This is a genomic window from Bacillus sp. FJAT-29790 (assembly GCF_019039215.1).
Classification (GTDB): domain Bacteria; phylum Bacillota; class Bacilli; order Bacillales; family Cytobacillaceae; genus Cytobacillus.
In genome coordinates, this window is the sequence record NZ_JAHNZZ010000001.1 from 2,885,314 (window position 1) to 2,904,152 (window position 18,839).

Below are 18,839 nucleotides of genomic sequence, written 5' to 3' on the forward strand. Positions count from 1 at the left end.
ATTTTCAAGTGAAAATGTCCGTAATTGGGAAGATAACGGACATTTCGGTGGATTTTCGAGGAAAAATGTCCGTCATTGAGAGGATAACGGACATTTCAGTAGCTTTTCCATGAAAAATGTCCGTCATTGGGGGAGTAACGGACATTTCAGTGGCTTTTTCGATGAAAAATGTCCGTCATTGGGAGGATAACGGACATTTCAGTGGCTTTTCGAGTAAAAACGTCTGTCATTGGGGAGATAACGGACATTTCGATGAAATTGAGATTTCGGGAACCATTAAGCTCTTACCATTCCTGTTTTCTTCATTTCGGATTGTTTAATACTTTTGCAAAATCAGGTCTTTAGAAATTAACACAAGCAGCCCCAAGCTCAATAAAGCTTTGGGGCCGTTTTCAATATGCGCATGCGATAGGCGTTTTTTGCGACTTCGCCTAGATGCTCCATTAAATTATTATTTGCGTAGGCGCCAATGACCGCACCAATTCCAGGGACAAGCTGAAGGATTTTCACAAAATCGATATAGTCTCGATATTCTTGTTGAAATTCTCTCCAGTCCATATCTTTCAATCCTACACTTCTGTCTTCCCATTCCTCAATAATCTGCATCGTTTCCCTTCTTTTTTCATCACTCGAGAAAGCGAGCTTGAAGACATGGAGTATAAAAAGGCGTTCTTCATATTCATTCGTATCATATCCATAAACAGCTGCCACTTCAAAAAGGAATTTCATTTTAATTGATAAAAGCAATGGAAAATCAGCTAAACCAAGAAGTATTCCTCCCGCTCCTGTACCCGCCCCTTCAATAATGGCTGTTTTCCGGTATGAAGATAATTTCCCAGTAAATTCAGCATCTTTTTCTGCAAGCGATAAACTCTTTGATTGTCTTTTTCTCGTCATTAAGTTCGATCCCACTAGAGTCGCTTTGACCATGTTTTTAATACTGTCAGTCATAATTTGATGAGCTTTGTCCGGAATAAGATTATTTACCTTCATTTGCGCCTTTTTCGAAAAGCGATTAAGGAGACCGGATTTTTTTAGCATTTTCCGCTTCCACTCTTCGATCTCTTGATAAGCTTTTACCTCGTACTCATTCATAAGCGATTCTTCCTTTGCGATTTCTGCTATTTAATACGTTAATCTGCGATAGTTAGTTTCATTCAGGAAGACTATTTCCCTTATCGTTTTAGGATTGAAGCTTTTTCTGAATATAAATATTAGTAAAGAAGTAAGCAAAACATAATCCGGCAATTAAGGAGATGATCGACACTATCATATCCCCTTTTACGAAAACCGCTATCGATAATAAGACAGTTTGTAAATATAAAATCCGCGACAAAAGCTTTTTAAACGATACTTCTTTAAGCGATTCCTCTACCGGGTAAAGTTTTATCCAGAGTTTGTTTTGATGATGATTCCATAGCGGCAACAATTGAAAGCCTGTTAAATACATGAACAACAGCATGAGCAATATTTGGCCCCAACCAAATGAGAGGACATAGATTGCGGCTGCACCAATAAAAGTCAGACGAATAAAAAGACCAAAATAATCACCAGCTCGTAAAAATGCTGTTATGTAAAGATGGCTAAAAGTGTTTTTTTGCGCAAATGTTAGCTTGCTCAACAACCAATCTAGCCATTTCCGCCTTTTCACTCGGTCCCTCAAATTCGGGACATCGGTAAACATATTGGCAAGCCGATAAAAGGTAGTCATGCGTCGTTGCTCCTGTTCTATTAACAACTCCCACTTTAATCCCTTTTCCTTCATATTTTTATGATAAAAGAATATTAAAACTAGCAGCAGTGCTACTTCTGGGAGAAGAAAGCTCATACTTGCTCCTGAAAAAATAAAAAATAAAAAAACGGCATTCACAGCATATCTAACAAAGGAATCTAATAAATGAACTTTTATTTCAACAAAGTATTGTACTTTCCAGCGAATAAGGAGGTTTAATACCTTAAAAATTAGCATAGCAAGTAAAAAGGGCAAAAATGCTTGAAAATCCCCATTGTTAACCTTCGCATACATAGGCATAAAAATCCCAAGTCCCATAATAAGCAGGTAAACTTGAACAAGAAAACTTACCATCATTGAGCGTCTAAAATAATTGCGCAGTTTGCTTTCAAGCGGTAGAAGAAAGATGCGGTCTGCTTCTAAAAGAAATGTAAAAATAGGACTATATGTCAGTAATATCGCCAAAAACAGCGCCATAATCAGAGCAACAGGAAACTGCTCCGGAATTGTTTTTAACCATTCTTGATAGTAAAAAGCGGCAGTGCCAAGTAAAAATATCATGACAATGACGATATGCCCATTAAAAATGTAGCGAAGATAACGACTAAATTCTTTGCTTGACTGACTAAACCGTTCTTTCCATAACTTCTTCTCTTCAAACATTGTCTTCTTCCTTTGTCAGTTGAATATAAAGATCATCAAGCGTTGCACCAGGCATGGCGAACTGAATCCTTAATTCTGAAAGCGTCCCCTGCGCCCTCACCTTACCTTCATGCAAAATGACAAACCGGTCACAATATCGTTCTGCTGTCGCAAGAATATGAGTAGACATTAAAATACCCGCGCCGCCATCTTTCATTTTTTTCATCAGATCAAGTAAAGATTGAATGCCTAGCGGGTCAAGCCCGACAAATGGCTCATCGACGATATATAAGGAAGGCTGAACCAAAAAAGCACACATAATCATCACCTTTTGCTTCATCCCTTTGGAAAAGTGAGCCGGGAACCATTTCAACCGTTTTTCCATCCGGAACTCCTTTAAGAGCCTCTCCATTCTTTCCTTAAATACTTCTTCATCAAGGCCATACGCCATTGCCGTAATTTTCAAATGTTCTTCCAATGTTAGCTCATCATATAAAATCGGGGTTTCAGGCACGAAGGTGAACTGCCTCCGGTACCCTTCTTTATCTTTATGAAATGTTTTCCCGCTAATTGTAATCATCCCGCTATGGGGTTCCATGAGGCCAATGACATGTTTAATTGTCGTACTTTTTCCAGCTCCATTTAACCCAATTAAGCCAACAATTTCTTGTTCTCTAACTTCAAAAGAAATATCTTTTAATACCGGGTTTCTCGAATAGCCACCAGTAACATTCTCTATTTGCAAAAGAGCCATTTTCAACGTCCTTCCCTTAATTGCTATTACCATTGTAGAAAAAGCGATGGCCGCTTGTCCACTTTCTAGAGGTGTTATGAGTGTAAAGGGACTCTTTATTTTCCTTAGCCTCTCTCGGATTAAAAATAATATTTCTTTATCACTGGATGTATATGAAATCTGAAAGCGGGTATTCTAATCTATGAAGGGGAAACAAGCCACTTGATAATCAAAGAATTATCAAAATTTGAAATGAGGTGTCTGTAGCAGACAGTTTCCTTTCATTAAACGCGATAAGCTTCTAACGTTTTGCATATAAATGTATGTTCAAAAAGAAGTAAAAAACTTTTTGAGCAGCATCTATAACTAAGGGGATGGTTGCATTGGGCTACTATTGTGCTAATTAACCGAAGATCTATGCATCTGATCGCCTAACCCGAAGGTGGTCTAGCATTCACTTTGAAATGAGGTGTCTGTTAAAGACAATTACCAGGCTTTATACGTTGAATAACATATAAAGTAATAAGGGGATGGTCAGCTTGAACAAAGATCGAAAGTCTCTAGAAGTAAACACAATCATTCAAAAATAAATGAGGTGTTTATCAAAGGGAATAACCTGAAGTAGAAACGTCGAAACGAAGCTTTCCCCTTCACGAAGGCAGGATTCCATGCGGATCCTGCCTTTAAACCTTTAGAAAATTATGATAAGATAAATTGAAAAGTCCACACGCCTTCGAAAATCAAGTGTTCTAAACCTTATCAAGCACTTTCATCATCTAATTGAGCACTTTCCACATAATATTGAGCATTTTTCCGATCTTATAGGGGCGTGAAGCTTGATATTAGAAATATTTACTATTGGGAACAGGAGATGTAATGATGAGCGATTGTATTTTTTGTAAAATAGTGAATGGAGAAATTCCTTCAGCAAAAGTATTTGAAAATGAGCATGTCGTAGCTTTTCTAGATATTAGTCAGGTTACAAAGGGTCATACATTAGTGATTCCTAAAATACATAAAGAAAACGTATTCGAATTAGATGCCGAAACCGCTCGTCACATTTTTGAAGCTGTTCCTAAGATCGCTGGTGCGATTAAAGCGGAGTACAGTCCACTCGGCTTAAACATACTTAATAACAATGGCAAGGATGCTGGACAAGAAGTATTCCATTTTCATTTGCACCTTATCCCTCGTTATGGAAGTGGCGACGGCTTTGGAGCAGTTTGGAAATCGCATCAATCTGATTATACGCCAGCTGACCTGCAAGAGATCGCAGGAAGCATCCAAAAACATTTAATAGTGAATAATTAAGAAAAAAGAGACTTCTTCTAATGAATAATTAGAAAAGTCTTTTTACTTTTTTATCCTCTCCTAACTTTAATAACAAGAATTCAAATCTCACTAAACTTTTCAAAATATTCATATTTCCATCTGTACAAATACATTTTTTTTGTTAACATAAGAATATCTTTTAAATCATAGAAAAAAATCATTTTTAGATGGTCCTTTTACATCGGGGACTTTTTGAAGAATAATGGAGGGAAATAAAATGAATCGCGCATTTAATTTTAACGCAGGGCCTGCTGTCTTACCTGATTCAGTGTTAAAAGCGGCTGAAAAAAATTGGCTTAATTTTAATAATAGTGGAATGGCGGTTATGGAAATTAGCCACAGAAGCAAAGAGTATGAGGCCATCCATGAAAAAGCTAAATCCCTATTGCGACAGCTCTTGTCCATACCGGATAGCCACGAGGTTCTATTTCTACAGGGTGGAGCAAGCCTTCAATTCACGATGGTTCCAATGAATCTGCTTTCAGAAGGGAAATCAGGTCATTATATTTTAACCGGAGTCTGGTCCGAAAAGGCTTTGCAGGAGGCCGAAAAAATCGGTCACACTTCAATCGCCGCTTCAAGTAAAGAACAACAATATCGCTCTATTCCTGACTTTAACCATGAGAGTTTATCCGAGGATGCCGCTTATCTGCACATAACAAGTAATAATACCGTTTACGGCACTCAGTGGCATTCTTTTCCTTCGAATGAAAAAGCACCATTAATAGCCGATATGTCGAGTGATATCCTTAGTAAGCCTTTAAATATTCAAAATTTCGACCTCATCTATGCAGGAGCGCAAAAAAATCTCGGCCCTTCAGGTGTAACAGTTGTTATTATCAATAAAGAACTGCTTGCAAGATCAGATAAAAACTTGCCGACAATGCTTAATTATGGCACTTATGAAAAACACAATTCGCTTTATAACACTCCCCCTACCCTTGCGATTTATTTGCTCTCACTCGTTCTAGAATGGGCAGAAGGAGAAGGAGGATTGCCTATAATCGAAAAAAGAAATGAAGAAAAGGCAGCCATTTTATACAATGCCATCGATGAAAGTGACGGCTTCTATCTTGGACACGCAGAAAAGAACAGCCGGTCAAAAATGAATGTTACATTTAATCTTCATAATGAAGAATCGGCCAAAAAATTTCTTCAGCAAGCAAAAGAAGCAGGCTTTATCGGCCTGAACGGTCACAGGTCTATCGGAGGTTGCCGCGCCTCCATTTATAATGCTATTCCTGCCGAACATGTTTACCAGCTTGCAGAGTTCATGAATGCCTTTAAGAAAAAGAATTAACAGAAAATAATTTCTTTATTCAAGGCTAATATATGTTATAATTAATGAAAGTTTTTCGCTGCAGGCAATGAGTGCACTGCAGGAGAAACAAATTTTACAATGCTTAGAATAGCAGAGGAGAGATGAGAAATGAATACGAAAAATCTTGTAGCCTTATCCCTTTTGGTGGGAATGGGTGCGGTATTGCATGCAGTTGTCCCAGGCTTTTTCCTTGGAATGAAGCCTGACATGATGTTAACGATGATGTTTTTAGGCATTATTCTTTTTCCTGATAGAAAAAGCGTGATGCTGCTTGGCATAGTGACTGGCTTGATTTCCGGCTTAACCACTACCTTCCCAGGTGGACTAATTCCGAACATCATTGATAAACCCGTTACTGCAGCAGTATTTTTCGGTTTATTCCTAGCCTTACGCAAGTTTCAAAAATCGATTGTCAGTGTCGCTATTTTAACCGCTGTTGGAACTCTTATTTCCGGAATTGTGTTTTTAACATCGGCTTACTTTATCGTTGGGTTACCAGGTCCGTTCACTGCATTATTCGCCGCAGTTGTACTGCCAGCAGCAGCTGTAAACACAATCACAATGATTGTTCTTTATCCAGTGGCACAAACAATTGTAAAGAGAACAAAGCTGACACAACAATCAGTTAGTCATTAATAAAGAAAAAACCCGCAGCTGCGGGTTTTTTCTTTATTAATGGAAATTTCTTATTACCGGAAGCTATGCATAATCACTCCGATCAACAGAAAAACAATCCCTCCAGCAGCAAGTGTAGCCGCCCTCTTTTTTAAAATATATTTTGGCGGATATACCCCGGGCCTTTTGATCGCCAACATAAAATGAACTCCGCCGGCGATCAATATAGCCCCAATCGTAAAGATCCCCGCTGTCATTCCTGACATTCGGCTTCCCCTCCCCATGAACCATCCGAACGATCTTTTATTATTATATGTATGCTTGTTTCCGCAAAGCTATGAAATAGAAGCGATTCCTTTTTTCAATCAAATTCGCCTGGCGTATTTGCCATATTTTTATCGAGCCTGTTCGATAAAAATCTGGGGCATCCGCCGGAGGCTTAACTTTATTCAGCCGGGGTTTAAACCCCCACTGAATTGAAATACATGTTTGCATTCATCTCAAAACTTCTGCTGAATAAAGTTAAAGAAAAGGCAGCCATACTTAAAAACCGCTCATCATTTTTCAAAAAAAAATATGTTTTTCATTTGGCAGCAATTTATTCTATAAAAAGAAGGAATATTCCTTTTTTAGTCGAAAACTAATATATTACTAAAAGACTTTTTTCTCAGTTTTGACGATACTGAGTTCATTTTCTTATTAATGGGCATGATACATCGCTATACAAAAAAATTTCTAAAAATTTGGTATATTTTTATCTTTATTAATTTTTGTTTTATTGGCATAATGTATAGTAGAGAATTTAAAAAGTGGGTGACGAATTGAATGACTGAAAAACTGTACACAATGAAAGAAGCAATGCTCTTTAGCCAGAGGATCGCTCAATTAAGTAAAGCATTATGGAAGTCCGTTGAAAAGGACTGGCAACAATGGATCAAGCCCTATGATTTAAACATTAATGAACATCATATTCTAACGATTGCTTATCATTTAAATGGCGCCTCCATTTCCGATGTAGCAAAATTTGGAGTAATGCATGTTTCAACTGCATTTAACTTTTCAAAAAAGCTCGAGGAACGGGGATTACTAAAGTTTTCTAAAAAAGAGAGCGATAAACGGAATACTTATATCCAACTTACTGAGGAAGGTGAAAAGGTTTTATTATCCTTGATGGAAACTTATGATCCTGATAAAAACGCGGCGTTTTCTGGTGCAAAACCTCTTCGGGAATTGTATGGAAAGTTCCCGGAAATTATCGAAATAATGGCGATCGTCCGCAATATATATGGGGATGATTTTATGGAGATCTTTGAAAAGTCATTTTCAAACATCGAAAATGATTTTATAGAAGCCGAAGGAAAACTAAAGAAAAGGGAAATCTTCCTGCAAGAATCTGTTTAGTATTCAAAGATGGTTTATTAATTTTTTCATAAGGGGCAGGAATTAACTTTGCTTTATACAAGCATGCACAACCTCTTGAGGCTACAGACGAGGATGCAATGATGTGAAAGTTCTTTAAAAAGCGGATGAAAATGAACAAAAGCATCCGCTTTTTGTTTTTCTAAATCTTTGCTCAATTACTCACATAAAGTATCGAATGACTCAACTCCTTTTTAAAGTTCAAACTTACAGCATGCTCTCGAATTGAATTAGGTTATTTTCCTATTGATTTTTTCCATCTTTCGTCGTAAAGTATCTTTGTAAGTTTGGAAGTACAATATTTCTCCCTTTGGAGGTATGTGACGATGAATTGCTGGAAGACGGTTAACTTTACAAAACAATATGGGTCACAAAGACTTTTTATTATGTCTTCCTTAACGACGTTATTAACGTTTATATTTATCTATGTACCTGCTCAGTATTTATTTGAGGCCACAACATTTTATGATAATTATTTTTTATTATTTGTTGTTAGCCTATGGTTGATGTACCCAATCCATAAATTTTTCCATTATTTACCGATTGCCCATCACAGTAGAAAAGTGAAAAAAAGCGTGACATTTAAATATGGCATCTTCCCGATCATTCAGATAAGAGTTCATGAGCCTATGTCAAAATGGTTATTTATGTTCGCACTATTTACCCCGTTTTTGGTAATTAATAGCATATTGCTTTGGGCTTGTTTTATTTTTCCACATTACGTACACTATTTTACCATTTTACTAGCCTTTCACGTCGGACTTTGTTTGCCCGATTTGATTTGGGCAAAAAATGTGCTTTCTGCACCAAATCGTTCATATATTGAAGAGAGCGAAGACGGCATTGAAATTTTGCTGCATAACAATTAGAAAACAGTCGATTAAAAAGGTATCCATCAGAGGATACCTTTTCTATAACTGGGTAAAGCAAAATATTACTTTAACATCCTTAAATACTATCTTTTTTCAGCAGATTTTGTTATTGTAAATTAATACAAACGAATGGGTTGTCATTTGTCGCCAACTATTTTAAGTTTGTGCAGATCGGGCCCATTTCAATACACAAACTGACAGGTAGAAGGAGGGAATCTTCGATGATCTCCATTTTTATTATCTTTGCTATTTTTATTTTATATAATATTAACAAGATGACAAATTCCCTTTGTCTTCAAAAGGAAATCCCTGAAGAGCGACAGCCTAAGGTATTCCGAACCATCAATATTTTAATCACAATCCTTTTAATCTCCTCCTTCGTGGAAATTCTTTTTGCTTAAATAGGAAAAGCGGTGGAATTTTATTTCCACCGCTTTTATTTACATCGAATTACTTAGTAACGGGCATCTATAACCACGAAGTGCCGATAACAACCAAGAGGATGAAAAGTACGACAAATCAATACAAATCCTCCGCCAAAACCAAATCCCCAGTTATATTTAATTTCCTCCGCCTTGCATCCATCCGATTAAATCATTAGATGGCATTTTTCCTTGTAAATTACAGCCAAGAAGCCCCAACAATGATTAATAAAATAAACAATCGTAATCTTTTGCGATCTTACTAACAGAAAGTAAAGCAAGAAGCCCCAACAATGATTAATAAAATAAACAATACTACGATTAACGCGAAACCACCGCCAAATCCAAAGCCACCCATGAGAATCCCCCCTTTTTCATCTTACTACCCTATCCTATTCAACAGTCACTGTGTTCGAATAGGCATATAAATCAATAAACCCAATTTTCTTCCAGGTTTCATGTGTGGGTAAGAAGCTGTGTCCTATTTATCATATGTTTACCTGCTTCATACGGGATGGGTATTCGCCCATTTTTTCAAAAACAGAAACCCTTATTAATTTTGTTCCCTATTCCATTTGTGGTATAGTAGGTTTTGTGAAAACTGGTATTGAAATAAATTCTTTTAGGAGTGTTCAACATGAAGAAATGGATGATATCCCTCTCCATCGCGGCTGGAGTTTTAGGATTAAGTGCATGCAATACTGCAAACAATTCTGAAGCTGTCGTTGATACGAAAGCTGGAAACATTACAAAGGACGAGCTTTACAACGCGATGAAAGAAAAGTATGGTGAGCCGGTACTTCGAGAGCTTGTATATGAAAAAGTTCTTTCAGAGAAATACAAAGTAACCGACAAAGAATTAAACGAAAAAGTTGACGAGGCAAAAGAACAGCTAGGTGCGAACTTTGAGATGGCCCTCATGCAATATGGATTGAAAAACGAGGAAGATTTAAAAGAAATGTTAAAGACTGGCCTTATGCAAGAAAAAGCGGCAATCAAAGACATTAAAGTGACTGAAAAAGAACTAAAAGAATACTACGATAATTACAAGCCAGAAATAAAAGCCCGTCATATTTTAGTTGAAGATGAAAAAACAGCAAATGAAGTAAAGAAAAAATTGGATGAAGGCGCTAAATTTGAAGATTTAGCTAAAGAATATTCTAAAGATCCCGGCTCTGCAGCAAATGGCGGCGACCTTGGCTGGTTCGGACCTGGAAAAATGGTGCCTGAATTTGAAAATGCGGCCTATGCTCTAAAGGTAGATGAAATCAGTAAGCCCATTCAATCACAGCATGGCTTCCATATCATCCAAGTAACCGAGAAAAAAGAGAAAAAATCTTTTGATGAAATGAAGGAAAAAATGGAATACGAATTGAAAGTTTCAAAACTGGACGGGGAAAAAATCCAGAAAGCAATGGAACGAGAATTGAAAGATGCCAACGTAAAAGTTAATGATAAAGACTTAAAGGACATCTTAAAAAGTCCTGAACAGGCTCAATAATAATTTGATTGGCTTGTGCGGCTGGATCTGGTTGATTGGCTCGACTAAACTTACGATCGTTTCATAAACAGCCTAACTAGAAAATGATAGCCAAACGCTACACTCTGCTACTAAATAGCATTATGAAGCTGTTAAACAATATTGTGGACATAGTCGCGGGATCGATTTATCTTCCGAGAGGCGGGGTAAAAACAATGCTCCTGCGCCAAAGCGTATTCGAGGAAGCTTCGTACAGCTCGTCGCAAGGCAGCACGTATTAGCTCATTGAAGTAAGCTTCGATGTGATTGAAGTCAGCTGCCTTGCTATCGTAAAAACGGCTCTCTACAGGCAAAATCGCCCCGCTAATATTCATTTTCAACATAGGTCATTAATAAAGCCTTCTTTAAATCAAAAACAGGTTCCCATGTTTGGAACCTGTTTTCATTATATTTTTATACCTCAAGGGATTGTCGGCTTGCTCTTCTCGCCTCCCGCTCTTTTTCCAGCCTTTCCATATAAATCCTTCCTTCAAGCTCAATACTTTCATTTTCTTCCTCTCGTTCTTCCCTGCCTGTCCTTATCGCCATATATGCACTTAATAGTATCCCTATGGCAGCAAAGTAAACCCAAATTGGGATGATCATTATTCTTCCTCCTCCGTCGAATGGTTTGTCCCACCTTAATAAACTTTATGCTGCCAAAGGAAAAATATGATTATGCCCCTCTATTTTCTACTAAATTGTAATTTTAGAAAGTAAAATTCAAAAAACCGCCTCCCTATAACTCTAGGGAATGCGGTTTTTGAAATTATTTATGAAAAGTAGGTTTATAGAATGATCTGTTATCCAAGGCGAATACTCTTTCTGTGAACTCGCCTGGTTTGACTCTTTCAAGTGCGCGGTCAAGCATATTCATCTTTGCATCGAGGTTATCAATATAATGAAGTATTTCAGCTTCTTTAATTAGCGGCGGCTTTGGACTTCCCCATTCTGCTTTTCCATGATGGGACAGAACTAAATGCTGCAGTACGAGCACTTCCTCACTAGTAATCGAAAGCTCATCAGCTGCCTTCCCAATTTCATTAACCATAATCGTAATATGGCCGAGTAAATTGCCTTCGATCGTATAAACGGTAGAAATAGGGCCTGATAGCTCGATCACCTTTCCTAAGTCATGTAGAATGACACCAGCATATAGAAGGTCCTTATCAAGACTAGGGTAAAGTCCTGCGATCACCTTTGCCAAGTCCAGCATCGAGACAACATGGTAAGCCAAACCCGAAACAAATTCATGATGGTTTTTTGTTGCGGCCGGATATTCGATAAATGCTTGCTGATGTTTTTTTAGTAAATGACGGGTTATCCTTTGGATATTCGGATTTTTCATTTCAAAAATATACTGGGTGATTTTCCCTGTCATTTCCTCTGTACTTAATGGGGCCGTTTCAAGGAAATCAGCCAGCTTTACATGATCCGCGGATGACGCCGGCCGTATTTGCCGGACTCTAAGTTGATTACGCCCCCGGTAGTTCAAGATGTCTCCCGATACTTTCACAATCGTTTCTGGGCTAAAGCTCTTTTCATCTCCATCCGAAACATCCCAAAGCTTTGCTTCTATTTCTCCACTCTGATCCTGAAAAATCAGCGTTAAAAAAGGCTTCCCATTACTGGCTATTCCTTTGACAGTATTTTTTATTAGTAAAAAAAGATCGATTTGTTCGCCAACTTCATAATAGACAATTCCTTTAGACATACGTGAACCGACGCTCCCTTCTAGTAAAATAATATACCATATTGGCCCCTAACTCTACTAAACAACTCTATCTGGTGAAAAAAAAGTGATCGCCTCTCGAGGCATCCATATAAGCTTGCCCGCTGCACTATACCGGCAAGCTTGTCTCCTTATTTACAAGTGCAATTTGTTCGTCTGAGAAATACGGCAGCAAATGCTTGTGACATGTAAAGAAGATAATCTGCCTGCCTGGTAAGCTTTTCAATAGACCAATAATCTTTTCCATTCTGATATGATCAAAGTTGACAAAGCTATCATCGATGATTATCGGAAAAGGAAACTTTGCATAAACAGTTTCTGCTAAGGCAAGCCTCAACGAAACGTAGATTTGCTCTGTCGTCGCCTGGCTTAGCTCATTCGCTTCAAATAAAAATCGCTCTTTGCTCTCAATAAGAAATCCGCTGGTGTCTTTTTTAGGATATATCCGGAGGTAATTCCCGTCAGTCAAATAACAAAGAAACTCCTCTGCTTTTTCCAGCAATAGGGGTAACCGCTCCTTTTTAAAGCTTTCAATTGTACGGTTAAGTATGTCCTTCGCCATTGCAAATCGGGCCCATTCCTTTGCTTCAGCCTCAAGCTCCGCTTTTTTTTGTTTATAGGTGTGTAAGAGCTCTGCATATGTGCCGCCTTCTTCAATTACCTGGATTTCATATTTCTTCTCTGCAAGCCGACTTTGTAAAAATGGAATGGCTTCTTTCAGTTCATCCAGCCTTTTAGCGATCATATTGCTTAAGTCGTTTGGATTTGAGATGTTCATATGCTCATCTATTTCATCTTCCTTAAGCGGTGACAGCTTGATTTGCCTACGAAGATCCTTCAACTCGTCATCGAGCTTAGCTTTTTTTTCTGCTAGCTTACCTGATTCTCTATATTGCTCTAGATTTTCCACGCTTGCAAGCTGAAGAAGCTTGCCCTGTTCGGATTGAAAATGCTCTAGCTCTATCTGAAGCTTTTTATACTCATCTTCCAGCTCTATAAGCTTGGCAGTTCTTTCCTCAAACTTGATTTGATTTTCCATCTCTTGTTTTAATCTTTTTCTTAATAAATAAGCAGTTTCCTGAAGATTAGATGATCCGCTTCCCCAAAAGGCAGTACTTAGCCAATTAAAGGCATTAATCATTTCATTCATATGTGAAGTTACTGATTTGTGACTTTCGAGTGTCGCCTTCTTCTCTCGGAATAGTTCCTTTAGCTGTTCGATTAACTGAAAAGCATCATCTAAATACGAAAGAGCAATTTCCTTAGGAAGCAATAGTTCTTTTCCAAGTTCAATCATGAGCCTTTCATGCTTAAGTGTTTCTTTTTCCCATGATTCAAAAGCCAATAAAACTCTTTCATATTGCTCATTTTGCTGCTTCCATTGTATATTGAAATGGCGAAGCTGCTCTGAAATTTCTTTGTCTTTCGCAAGGCGGTTTTCGATAAAAGCGATTTGTGAAAAGTCAGTCCCATTCATTTTTTGAACTAATCGCTTTTTCTTTTCTTCCAAAGCTTTTATTTCTTCTTTAACAAATTCATTGTCTGTGGAATCTGGCTTTCGGGAAAACATATAGAGCGCGAAAACAATTCCAATTGCGCCTGCAACGACAAGCGGCCATTCCGAACCCCATAGGCCCCATGCAATTAAGACACCAAATAGGCCAACAAACATATAAAATTGTGATCGATCTTGAACCTTTTTCCTGTTTATTTTTTCGTTCTCTCTTTTTTGCGTCTTACGAAGAAACTCAAGCCTGTCCTCTGTTTGCTTAAATTCTTGATCGATGAAATGTCTCGTCTCGGCATCTTTTATTTTTTCTTCAAGTGCCTCTCTTTCTATTTGCGGTAGGAGCTGTTGTTCTAAATCCTTTATTTTTCCTTCCGTTTCCTCAAGCAATTGCTTTTCTTCATTAAAAAGTTCATCCAAATCAATCTTTTTGGCTTTCAATCGCCTGAATTTCTCCCCGGCGCTTATGATTTTCTCTTTCATAAAAATACTCGTATTAATGGATAATAAATCTTCTTCCTGAATAGATAAATGCAGCTTTTCTCTCAAAATTGATTCTTTTTGGCCATTTTCTTGAAGCTTGCCGTTCAGCTCCTTTTCCTCCTGCTGCAGCTTTTCTAATAAGGAAAGACTTTCAACCGCCGTAATAATTTCCGGCTCTTTGCTTAGCAGAAGCTCATCGGGCGCACTCCCCTCTAGCTCCCCCTTTAAAGTGCTCATTCTTTGCGAGATACTGGCGATTTGTCCTTCAATTGGCTTCATTATTTCATCCAAACGATCCAATCTCGTTATGCCATCAATGGGGAAGTGAATGCCATTAAATTGCTCTCGCTCTGCTTTTAACGTCTTTTCCTCTTCAATTAACGGCTTTATTTGCTTCCATGCGTCTAGTTTGGAAAGCTTATTCTGATTCACCAATTGTTCCTTTTGTTTTCCGGCTATATCACACTCTAAAGCTTCCGTTTCCTTCAGTAAAATCCAGTATTGTTCATTATGTAGTTTAGCTTTTTTCAATTCCTCGTGAAGCAGCTTTATTTCTTTTAGCTTTTCATTGATGCTTGGCTTTTTCCCATTCGGTTTAAATCGGTTTTCGAGTTCCTTTTGAATGGTAGATTCAGCACGCAGCAGCTGATCGGTTCCAAGTGCTCCCGCAGAAAATAAAAACTTCCCCAACTCTTCGCTTTTCATCTGATGAACATTTTGCAGCCCATGGATATTGAAAGAGAAAATGGATTGATAGCGGGATTTATCAACATCGTGCAAAAGGTCCGTTAATAATTCTTCATCCCCTCTTGTCCCATCTTCGAGATGGACACTGACATCCCCCGACGCCTTCCCTTTTACCCGCTCAATGACAGCCCTGCCTCTTTCCGGAAAAATGGCTGTTAACCGACCACCATATTTTGCGCCTTCCTTCGGTTCATACCTTAGCTCAGATTGCTGTTTTGTCGGAAAACCAAATAGTATGCTATGGATAAAAGCCATAATGGTTGATTTTCCTGCTTCATTCTCCCCATATATCACCTGAAGATCTTGCAGGCTTGAAATTTTCAGATCTGACAGCTTGCCATACCCATAAATATGTAAATCCGTAATTTTCATCCTTGCGCCTCCTTTTGTCCGTATAAAGTGAAACTTCTATCAGTGGGGGTTTTACTGCCCGTTAAACTACGATAAAAGATTCACTAAAAGGTTTTCTGCCTCCTCCGCGAGTTTTCTTTTTTCGTCAACCGATACTCCTTCCAGAAATTTGCGTGCCGCTGGAGAATCATATAATGTAGAAATACTTCTATCTAGCTGTTCATACTCTTTAGCTGTTTTAAAAAGCTCATTGTAAAAATCAGATTCGTTCGCTAACTGTTCGCGGTTCCATTCGATTTTTTCAGTGATGGACAAATTGGAAATCCAGACAAATGCTTCTTCTTCCTTTTCTTCTTCCTGCAAGATTTCTAACAGTTCTCCATTTTCAAGCGCCTTCAATTCTTGTGTTGGAATATTTACGTTCTCTAATGAAAGCGATAATAGAATCCCATGTTTTTCTTTCCGAGCTTTATCAATTATTTCCCGGCACATTAAATAAATATCATGAAACGTTGAACATTCAGATGCATCAACGGTCAATTCCTTCCAAATCACAGTTGATGTTTCGATAAATCCCAGATTGGCATCCGTGTCTGTCAAATGAACGCAATAACAGCCCTTCATTCCTGTTTCTTTCCGATGGCGCCCTTGGATATTACCCGGATAAATAACTGGGGGATGCTCACATAAAGTTTCCCGTTTATGGATATGACCGAGGGCCCAATAATCAAAGCCTTTATCGACCAAGTCTTTTAGCGTGAATGGGGCATATTTCCCATGGTCACTACTTCCGTCAAAATGGCCATGCAGAATACCAATATGAAAGTCCGCTCCCTCTTTTTTTGAATAATTATTGATCATTCGATCATACACATGCCTTTTCGGGTAACTGAAACCGTATAAATGAACGGATGATCCTCCGTTTTGTGAATATTTTACCGTCTCAACCTCATGTGAAAAAATATGAACATTTTCTGGCATTGGCAGATGTGCCCAATTCCCCTCCATATGATCATGATTACCATGCACGGCAAATACAGAAATATTCTTTTCTGCTAGGCGTTCCATTTCTTTGCGGAATCTCGTCTGGGCACGAATACTACGATCCTCCCCATCGAATAAATCGCCGGCGAGAATAACGAAATCAACATTGTGTACGAGAGCTGCATTTACTATATTTGTTAATGCATCGAAAGTACTTTCCTGAAGCTTTCTAAAAATATTTTGCGGCAAATGCTTTAAGCCGATCATCGGGCTGTCCAAATGCAAATCCGCTGCATGGATAAAAGTTACCTTTTTCATGTCAATTCCCTCTCGTTCTCTTTTTTACCATTTTAACCGATTGCGAAAGCGAATGCACGTTCTTACGAGTGAATTATTATTGTGTTTGAAATAGAAGAGATATTTCATATGTAGGCAATCGGTGGATCGCCGATTGCAGCAAATATGCCCTTTAAGATCTTACCTTTATTAAGGAAGGTGCACCATTTTTAAATGCAAAAGCTTCCAGTAAGTGGTCTCTCCGTCAGCAGTTATCAATTCAACGATATTATTTTGCACACTTTTCAGTAAGCCAATTTTATTGGGGTGATCCCCCGCATCAAATACGACAAGCTTTCCTTCTTCCTTTTTCAATTGTTCTTCAAACGACCTTGATATTGGAATATTAGTTGGCTGAACAGGCAGCTTCTCGCTATTTAAAGTATACGGAGTCAGATTGGAACTATATGGGATTATCCATTTTATATGATGAAGGGAAATGAACATTGTTTTGAAAACAGGGGAATAAAACACTAAAAAATCATTTAAGACACTAGTAATATATCCATGTATCGTTTTGTTCCCACTCACAAATATTTCAACAAACCTCCCTCTAGCATTTGTTAAAATTTTGCGGTAAGAAATAGAATCAAGATCACTCAATGAAGGCAAGTCTTTCCCAAGCTCAATCATTTCTTCAACAGGTTGGCTCTTTTTTATATTTTGGATGTGATTGAAGGGGATATAAAAATATTTATTTCCATCATATAAGACGATAATATCTAATCCAGTATCGACTAATATTCCTCTAAAACCCATTTTACCTGAAATCTCGATTTCAATATGTTCTCCTTTAAGGTTGCTAATACCTGACAAAGAAATAATCCTCCTTTCCCTTAGGAAAAGGTGCATTGATTATAATGCACCTATTAGGAAATTAGTAATCAAATTCGCCTTGGCGTATTTGCGCCCAGATTTTACCTTAGCTTGCTCAATAAATTCCTTTAAAAAATTGAAAGGCTCGCCGGAGGCTTCACTTTATTCAGCCAGGGTTTGAACTCCACGGAATTGGATACTTGTTTGTATTCATCTCGCCACTTATAGAAGTAAGACTTCTGCTGAATAGAGTTAAAATCTAGGATCTCCTCGGTCTCCACATATAATCAACTGTTCTAGTGACATTCTCACGTGCACGCCTCGGCACTGAACGATGACTCCTTCTGTGGGAATGCCTCGACCCAGATCTTCTATCGCTTCTGCCTGACAAACTGTCATCGGATTCCATTTCATTTTCTTGATTACCGTTATTATCATTATTTTGATTTTGTTTAAATGATCCTTTTGAACCTGTGTTAATGCTGCGGATATGGAAAGGGTGTATACGGAGAACTTCTTCATTGTTTACAAGTGTATAATGGCCTTCTGCTGTTTCAACAAGTATCCCTTCCATTGCTTCGGGTCCTCCACGATTGATTGAAACCCATCTTTGGCTCATTTGACTAAATAAATCATGAAAACAATCAGCCTGGATATATCTAGGGATGTATGTCATTGCATCCACGAAATTACATTCATTATTATTCATCTTGCTGTTTTCAGAAACACTTTTGATATGGTGGATATTAAAATAAACGACACCGTCATTTTCTGTGTGTAAAACAATATAATCATTCACCACTTCCAGGACCAACCCTTCAGTTGATTCTGGACCTCCTTGATTGATGCGAATGTTTTTATTTTTGAGATTTTCAATTACGCATCGGAAATCTTCTGCTTCAACAAAATTCACATCGAGCTCCATCTCATTAAAATCCTGTTGAGAATTGGATTTTGAGTTTTCACTAATACTTTTTACATGATGAGTACGATAGTAGATAATATGATTATTTTGATTTTGATTTTGATTTTGAATTTGATTTTCGCCTTTGTTTTTGTTCTCATCGTTCTTGTTTTTTTGAGTATAGAGTGTTAGGAAATCTGGTTTGACGTCCAGTAAAATTCCTTCCTTTGATTCTGGTCCGCCTCGATAAACTTTCACCGTCCTGCCTATCAGTGAATCTAGAAACCCAAGATATCCATCATCATTCGGTTCTTCCCACATTCTAGTTGCCATTATTAGATTTCTCCTCCTTATTCCTTGCCTATTTAGTTA

18 protein-coding genes and 1 pseudogene are annotated in these 18,839 nt (G+C 37.9%); 7 read left to right on the forward strand and 12 right to left on the reverse strand.

Annotated features, from left to right (window positions below):
* Positions 1–369: 369 nt before the first annotated feature.
* The 3 genes from BGM26_RS13555 to BGM26_RS13565 form a co-directional block, all read right to left on the reverse strand.
* Complete coding sequence (locus BGM26_RS13555) at positions 370–1,095, reverse strand: EcsC family protein (protein ID WP_217040317.1); 726 nt, start codon at positions 1,093–1,095, stop codon at positions 370–372.
* An 88-nt stretch (positions 1,096–1,183) separates the two neighbouring features.
* Positions 1,184–2,395, reverse strand: a complete 1,212-nt coding sequence (locus BGM26_RS13560; protein ID WP_217040318.1) for an ABC transporter permease — start codon at positions 2,393–2,395, stop codon at positions 1,184–1,186.
* Entirely contained in the window at positions 2,388–3,128 is a 741-nt protein-coding gene (locus BGM26_RS13565) for an ABC transporter ATP-binding protein (RefSeq protein ID WP_217040319.1), read from the reverse strand. The genes BGM26_RS13560 and BGM26_RS13565 overlap by 8 nt, the downstream gene beginning before the upstream one ends.
* An 858-nt stretch (positions 3,129–3,986) precedes the next feature.
* Between BGM26_RS13565 and BGM26_RS13570 the strand changes: the two genes are divergently transcribed.
* From BGM26_RS13570 to BGM26_RS13580, 3 genes are all read left to right on the forward strand, one after another.
* Complete coding sequence (locus tag BGM26_RS13570; RefSeq protein ID WP_217040320.1) at positions 3,987–4,418, forward strand: HIT family protein; 432 nt, start codon at positions 3,987–3,989, stop codon at positions 4,416–4,418.
* A 238-nt stretch (positions 4,419–4,656) separates the two neighbouring features.
* Complete coding sequence (serC, locus tag BGM26_RS13575; protein WP_217040321.1) at positions 4,657–5,739, forward strand: 3-phosphoserine/phosphohydroxythreonine transaminase; 1,083 nt, start codon at positions 4,657–4,659, stop codon at positions 5,737–5,739.
* 129 nt (positions 5,740–5,868) lie between these two features.
* On the forward strand, positions 5,869–6,396 hold the full coding sequence (locus BGM26_RS13580; RefSeq protein WP_217040322.1) for a tryptophan transporter: 528 nt from the start codon (positions 5,869–5,871) through the stop codon (positions 6,394–6,396).
* Positions 6,397–6,449: 53 nt separating this feature from the next.
* Here BGM26_RS13580 and yhzF read toward each other — a convergent pair whose 3' ends face one another.
* The gene (gene yhzF / locus BGM26_RS13585; protein WP_217040323.1) at positions 6,450–6,641 is read right to left on the reverse strand and encodes a membrane protein YhzF; all 192 of its coding nucleotides are present in this window, start codon (positions 6,639–6,641) and stop codon (positions 6,450–6,452) included.
* Positions 6,642–7,200: 559 nt separating this feature from the next.
* Here yhzF and BGM26_RS13590 point away from each other — a divergent pair.
* The 3 genes from BGM26_RS13590 (at position 7,201) to BGM26_RS13605 (ending at position 9,067) form a co-directional block, all read left to right on the forward strand.
* Positions 7,201–7,776, forward strand: a complete 576-nt coding sequence (locus BGM26_RS13590) for an HTH-type transcriptional regulator Hpr (protein WP_217040324.1) — start codon at positions 7,201–7,203, stop codon at positions 7,774–7,776.
* Positions 7,777–8,120: 344 nt separating this feature from the next.
* Positions 8,121–8,663: a DUF3267 domain-containing protein gene (locus tag BGM26_RS13600; RefSeq protein ID WP_217040326.1), complete on the forward strand. Its 543-nt coding sequence runs from the start codon at positions 8,121–8,123 to the stop codon at positions 8,661–8,663.
* A gap of 224 nt (positions 8,664–8,887) precedes the next feature.
* Complete coding sequence (locus BGM26_RS13605; protein WP_217040327.1) at positions 8,888–9,067, forward strand: hypothetical protein; 180 nt, start codon at positions 8,888–8,890, stop codon at positions 9,065–9,067.
* A 67-nt stretch (positions 9,068–9,134) separates the two neighbouring features.
* Here the strand turns inward: BGM26_RS13605 and BGM26_RS21820 are convergent.
* A pseudogene (locus BGM26_RS21820) lies at positions 9,135–9,182 on the reverse strand (YjcZ family sporulation protein); the annotation flags it as partial.
* A 168-nt stretch (positions 9,183–9,350) separates the two neighbouring features.
* A complete protein-coding gene (locus BGM26_RS13620) occupies positions 9,351–9,446 on the reverse strand; it encodes a YjcZ family sporulation protein (RefSeq protein ID WP_217040328.1) in 96 nt (31 codons plus the stop codon).
* 279 nt (positions 9,447–9,725) lie between these two features.
* Here BGM26_RS13620 and BGM26_RS13625 point away from each other — a divergent pair, with 279 nt between their 5' ends.
* Complete coding sequence (locus BGM26_RS13625) at positions 9,726–10,589, forward strand: peptidylprolyl isomerase (protein WP_217040329.1); 864 nt, start codon at positions 9,726–9,728, stop codon at positions 10,587–10,589.
* A gap of 432 nt (positions 10,590–11,021) precedes the next feature.
* Here the strand turns inward: BGM26_RS13625 and BGM26_RS13630 are convergent, their stop codons facing one another.
* The 6 genes from BGM26_RS13630 to BGM26_RS13655 all read right to left on the reverse strand — a co-directional run bounded on the left by BGM26_RS13630 (position 11,022) and on the right by BGM26_RS13655 (position 18,800).
* Positions 11,022–11,213, reverse strand: coding sequence for a sporulation YhaL family protein (locus tag BGM26_RS13630; RefSeq protein ID WP_254119277.1), 192 nt, complete (start codon positions 11,211–11,213; stop codon positions 11,022–11,024).
* A 163-nt stretch (positions 11,214–11,376) separates the two neighbouring features.
* A complete protein-coding gene (gene yhaM / locus BGM26_RS13635; RefSeq protein WP_217040330.1) occupies positions 11,377–12,321 on the reverse strand; it encodes a 3'-5' exoribonuclease YhaM in 945 nt (314 codons plus the stop codon).
* 127 nt (positions 12,322–12,448) lie between these two features.
* Positions 12,449–15,448, reverse strand: coding sequence for an ATP-binding protein (locus tag BGM26_RS13640; RefSeq protein WP_217040331.1), 3,000 nt, complete (start codon positions 15,446–15,448; stop codon positions 12,449–12,451).
* A gap of 66 nt (positions 15,449–15,514) precedes the next feature.
* Positions 15,515–16,729 carry a metallophosphoesterase family protein gene (locus BGM26_RS13645; protein ID WP_217040332.1) on the reverse strand — a complete coding sequence of 405 codons (1,215 nt, stop codon included), beginning with the start codon at positions 16,727–16,729 and terminating at the stop codon, positions 15,515–15,517.
* 168 nt (positions 16,730–16,897) lie between these two features.
* Positions 16,898–17,563 carry a DUF2642 domain-containing protein gene (locus BGM26_RS13650; protein WP_254119279.1) on the reverse strand — a complete coding sequence of 222 codons (666 nt, stop codon included), beginning with the start codon at positions 17,561–17,563 and terminating at the stop codon, positions 16,898–16,900.
* A gap of 259 nt (positions 17,564–17,822) precedes the next feature.
* Entirely contained in the window at positions 17,823–18,800 is a 978-nt protein-coding gene (locus tag BGM26_RS13655) for a spore coat protein (RefSeq protein ID WP_217040334.1), read from the reverse strand.
* Positions 18,801–18,839: the final 39 nt, after the last annotated feature.

Excerpts from the sequence above, each read along its gene's own strand:
- yhaM (WP_217040330.1), bottom strand. The coding sequence starts at position 12,321 with ATGTCTAAAGGAATTGTCTATTATGAAGTTGGCGAACAAATCGATCTT.
- BGM26_RS13625 (WP_217040329.1), top strand. The coding sequence starts at position 9,726 with ATGAAGAAATGGATGATATCCCTCTCCATCGCGGCTGGAGTTTTAGGA.
- BGM26_RS13570 (WP_217040320.1), top strand. The coding sequence starts at position 3,987 with ATGAGCGATTGTATTTTTTGTAAAATAGTGAATGGAGAAATTCCTTCA.
- BGM26_RS13565 (WP_217040319.1), bottom strand. The coding sequence starts at position 3,128 with ATGGCTCTTTTGCAAATAGAGAATGTTACTGGTGGCTATTCGAGAAAC.
- BGM26_RS13560 (WP_217040318.1), bottom strand. The coding sequence starts at position 2,395 with ATGTTTGAAGAGAAGAAGTTATGGAAAGAACGGTTTAGTCAGTCAAGC.
- serC (WP_217040321.1), top strand. The coding sequence starts at position 4,657 with ATGAATCGCGCATTTAATTTTAACGCAGGGCCTGCTGTCTTACCTGAT.
- BGM26_RS13645 (WP_217040332.1), bottom strand. The coding sequence starts at position 16,729 with ATGAAAAAGGTAACTTTTATCCATGCAGCGGATTTGCATTTGGACAGC.
- BGM26_RS13655 (WP_217040334.1), bottom strand. The coding sequence starts at position 18,800 with ATGGCAACTAGAATGTGGGAAGAACCGAATGATGATGGATATCTTGGG.
- BGM26_RS13640 (WP_217040331.1), bottom strand. The coding sequence starts at position 15,448 with ATGAAAATTACGGATTTACATATTTATGGGTATGGCAAGCTGTCAGAT.
- BGM26_RS13600 (WP_217040326.1), top strand. The coding sequence starts at position 8,121 with ATGAATTGCTGGAAGACGGTTAACTTTACAAAACAATATGGGTCACAA.
- yhzF (WP_217040323.1), bottom strand. The coding sequence starts at position 6,641 with ATGTCAGGAATGACAGCGGGGATCTTTACGATTGGGGCTATATTGATC.
- BGM26_RS13620 (WP_217040328.1), bottom strand. The coding sequence starts at position 9,446 with ATGGGTGGCTTTGGATTTGGCGGTGGTTTCGCGTTAATCGTAGTATTG.
- BGM26_RS13605 (WP_217040327.1), top strand. The coding sequence starts at position 8,888 with ATGATCTCCATTTTTATTATCTTTGCTATTTTTATTTTATATAATATT.
- BGM26_RS13590 (WP_217040324.1), top strand. The coding sequence starts at position 7,201 with ATGACTGAAAAACTGTACACAATGAAAGAAGCAATGCTCTTTAGCCAG.
- BGM26_RS13580 (WP_217040322.1), top strand. The coding sequence starts at position 5,869 with ATGAATACGAAAAATCTTGTAGCCTTATCCCTTTTGGTGGGAATGGGT.
- BGM26_RS13555 (WP_217040317.1), bottom strand. The coding sequence starts at position 1,095 with ATGAATGAGTACGAGGTAAAAGCTTATCAAGAGATCGAAGAGTGGAAG.
- BGM26_RS13630 (WP_254119277.1), bottom strand. The coding sequence starts at position 11,213 with ATGATCATCCCAATTTGGGTTTACTTTGCTGCCATAGGGATACTATTA.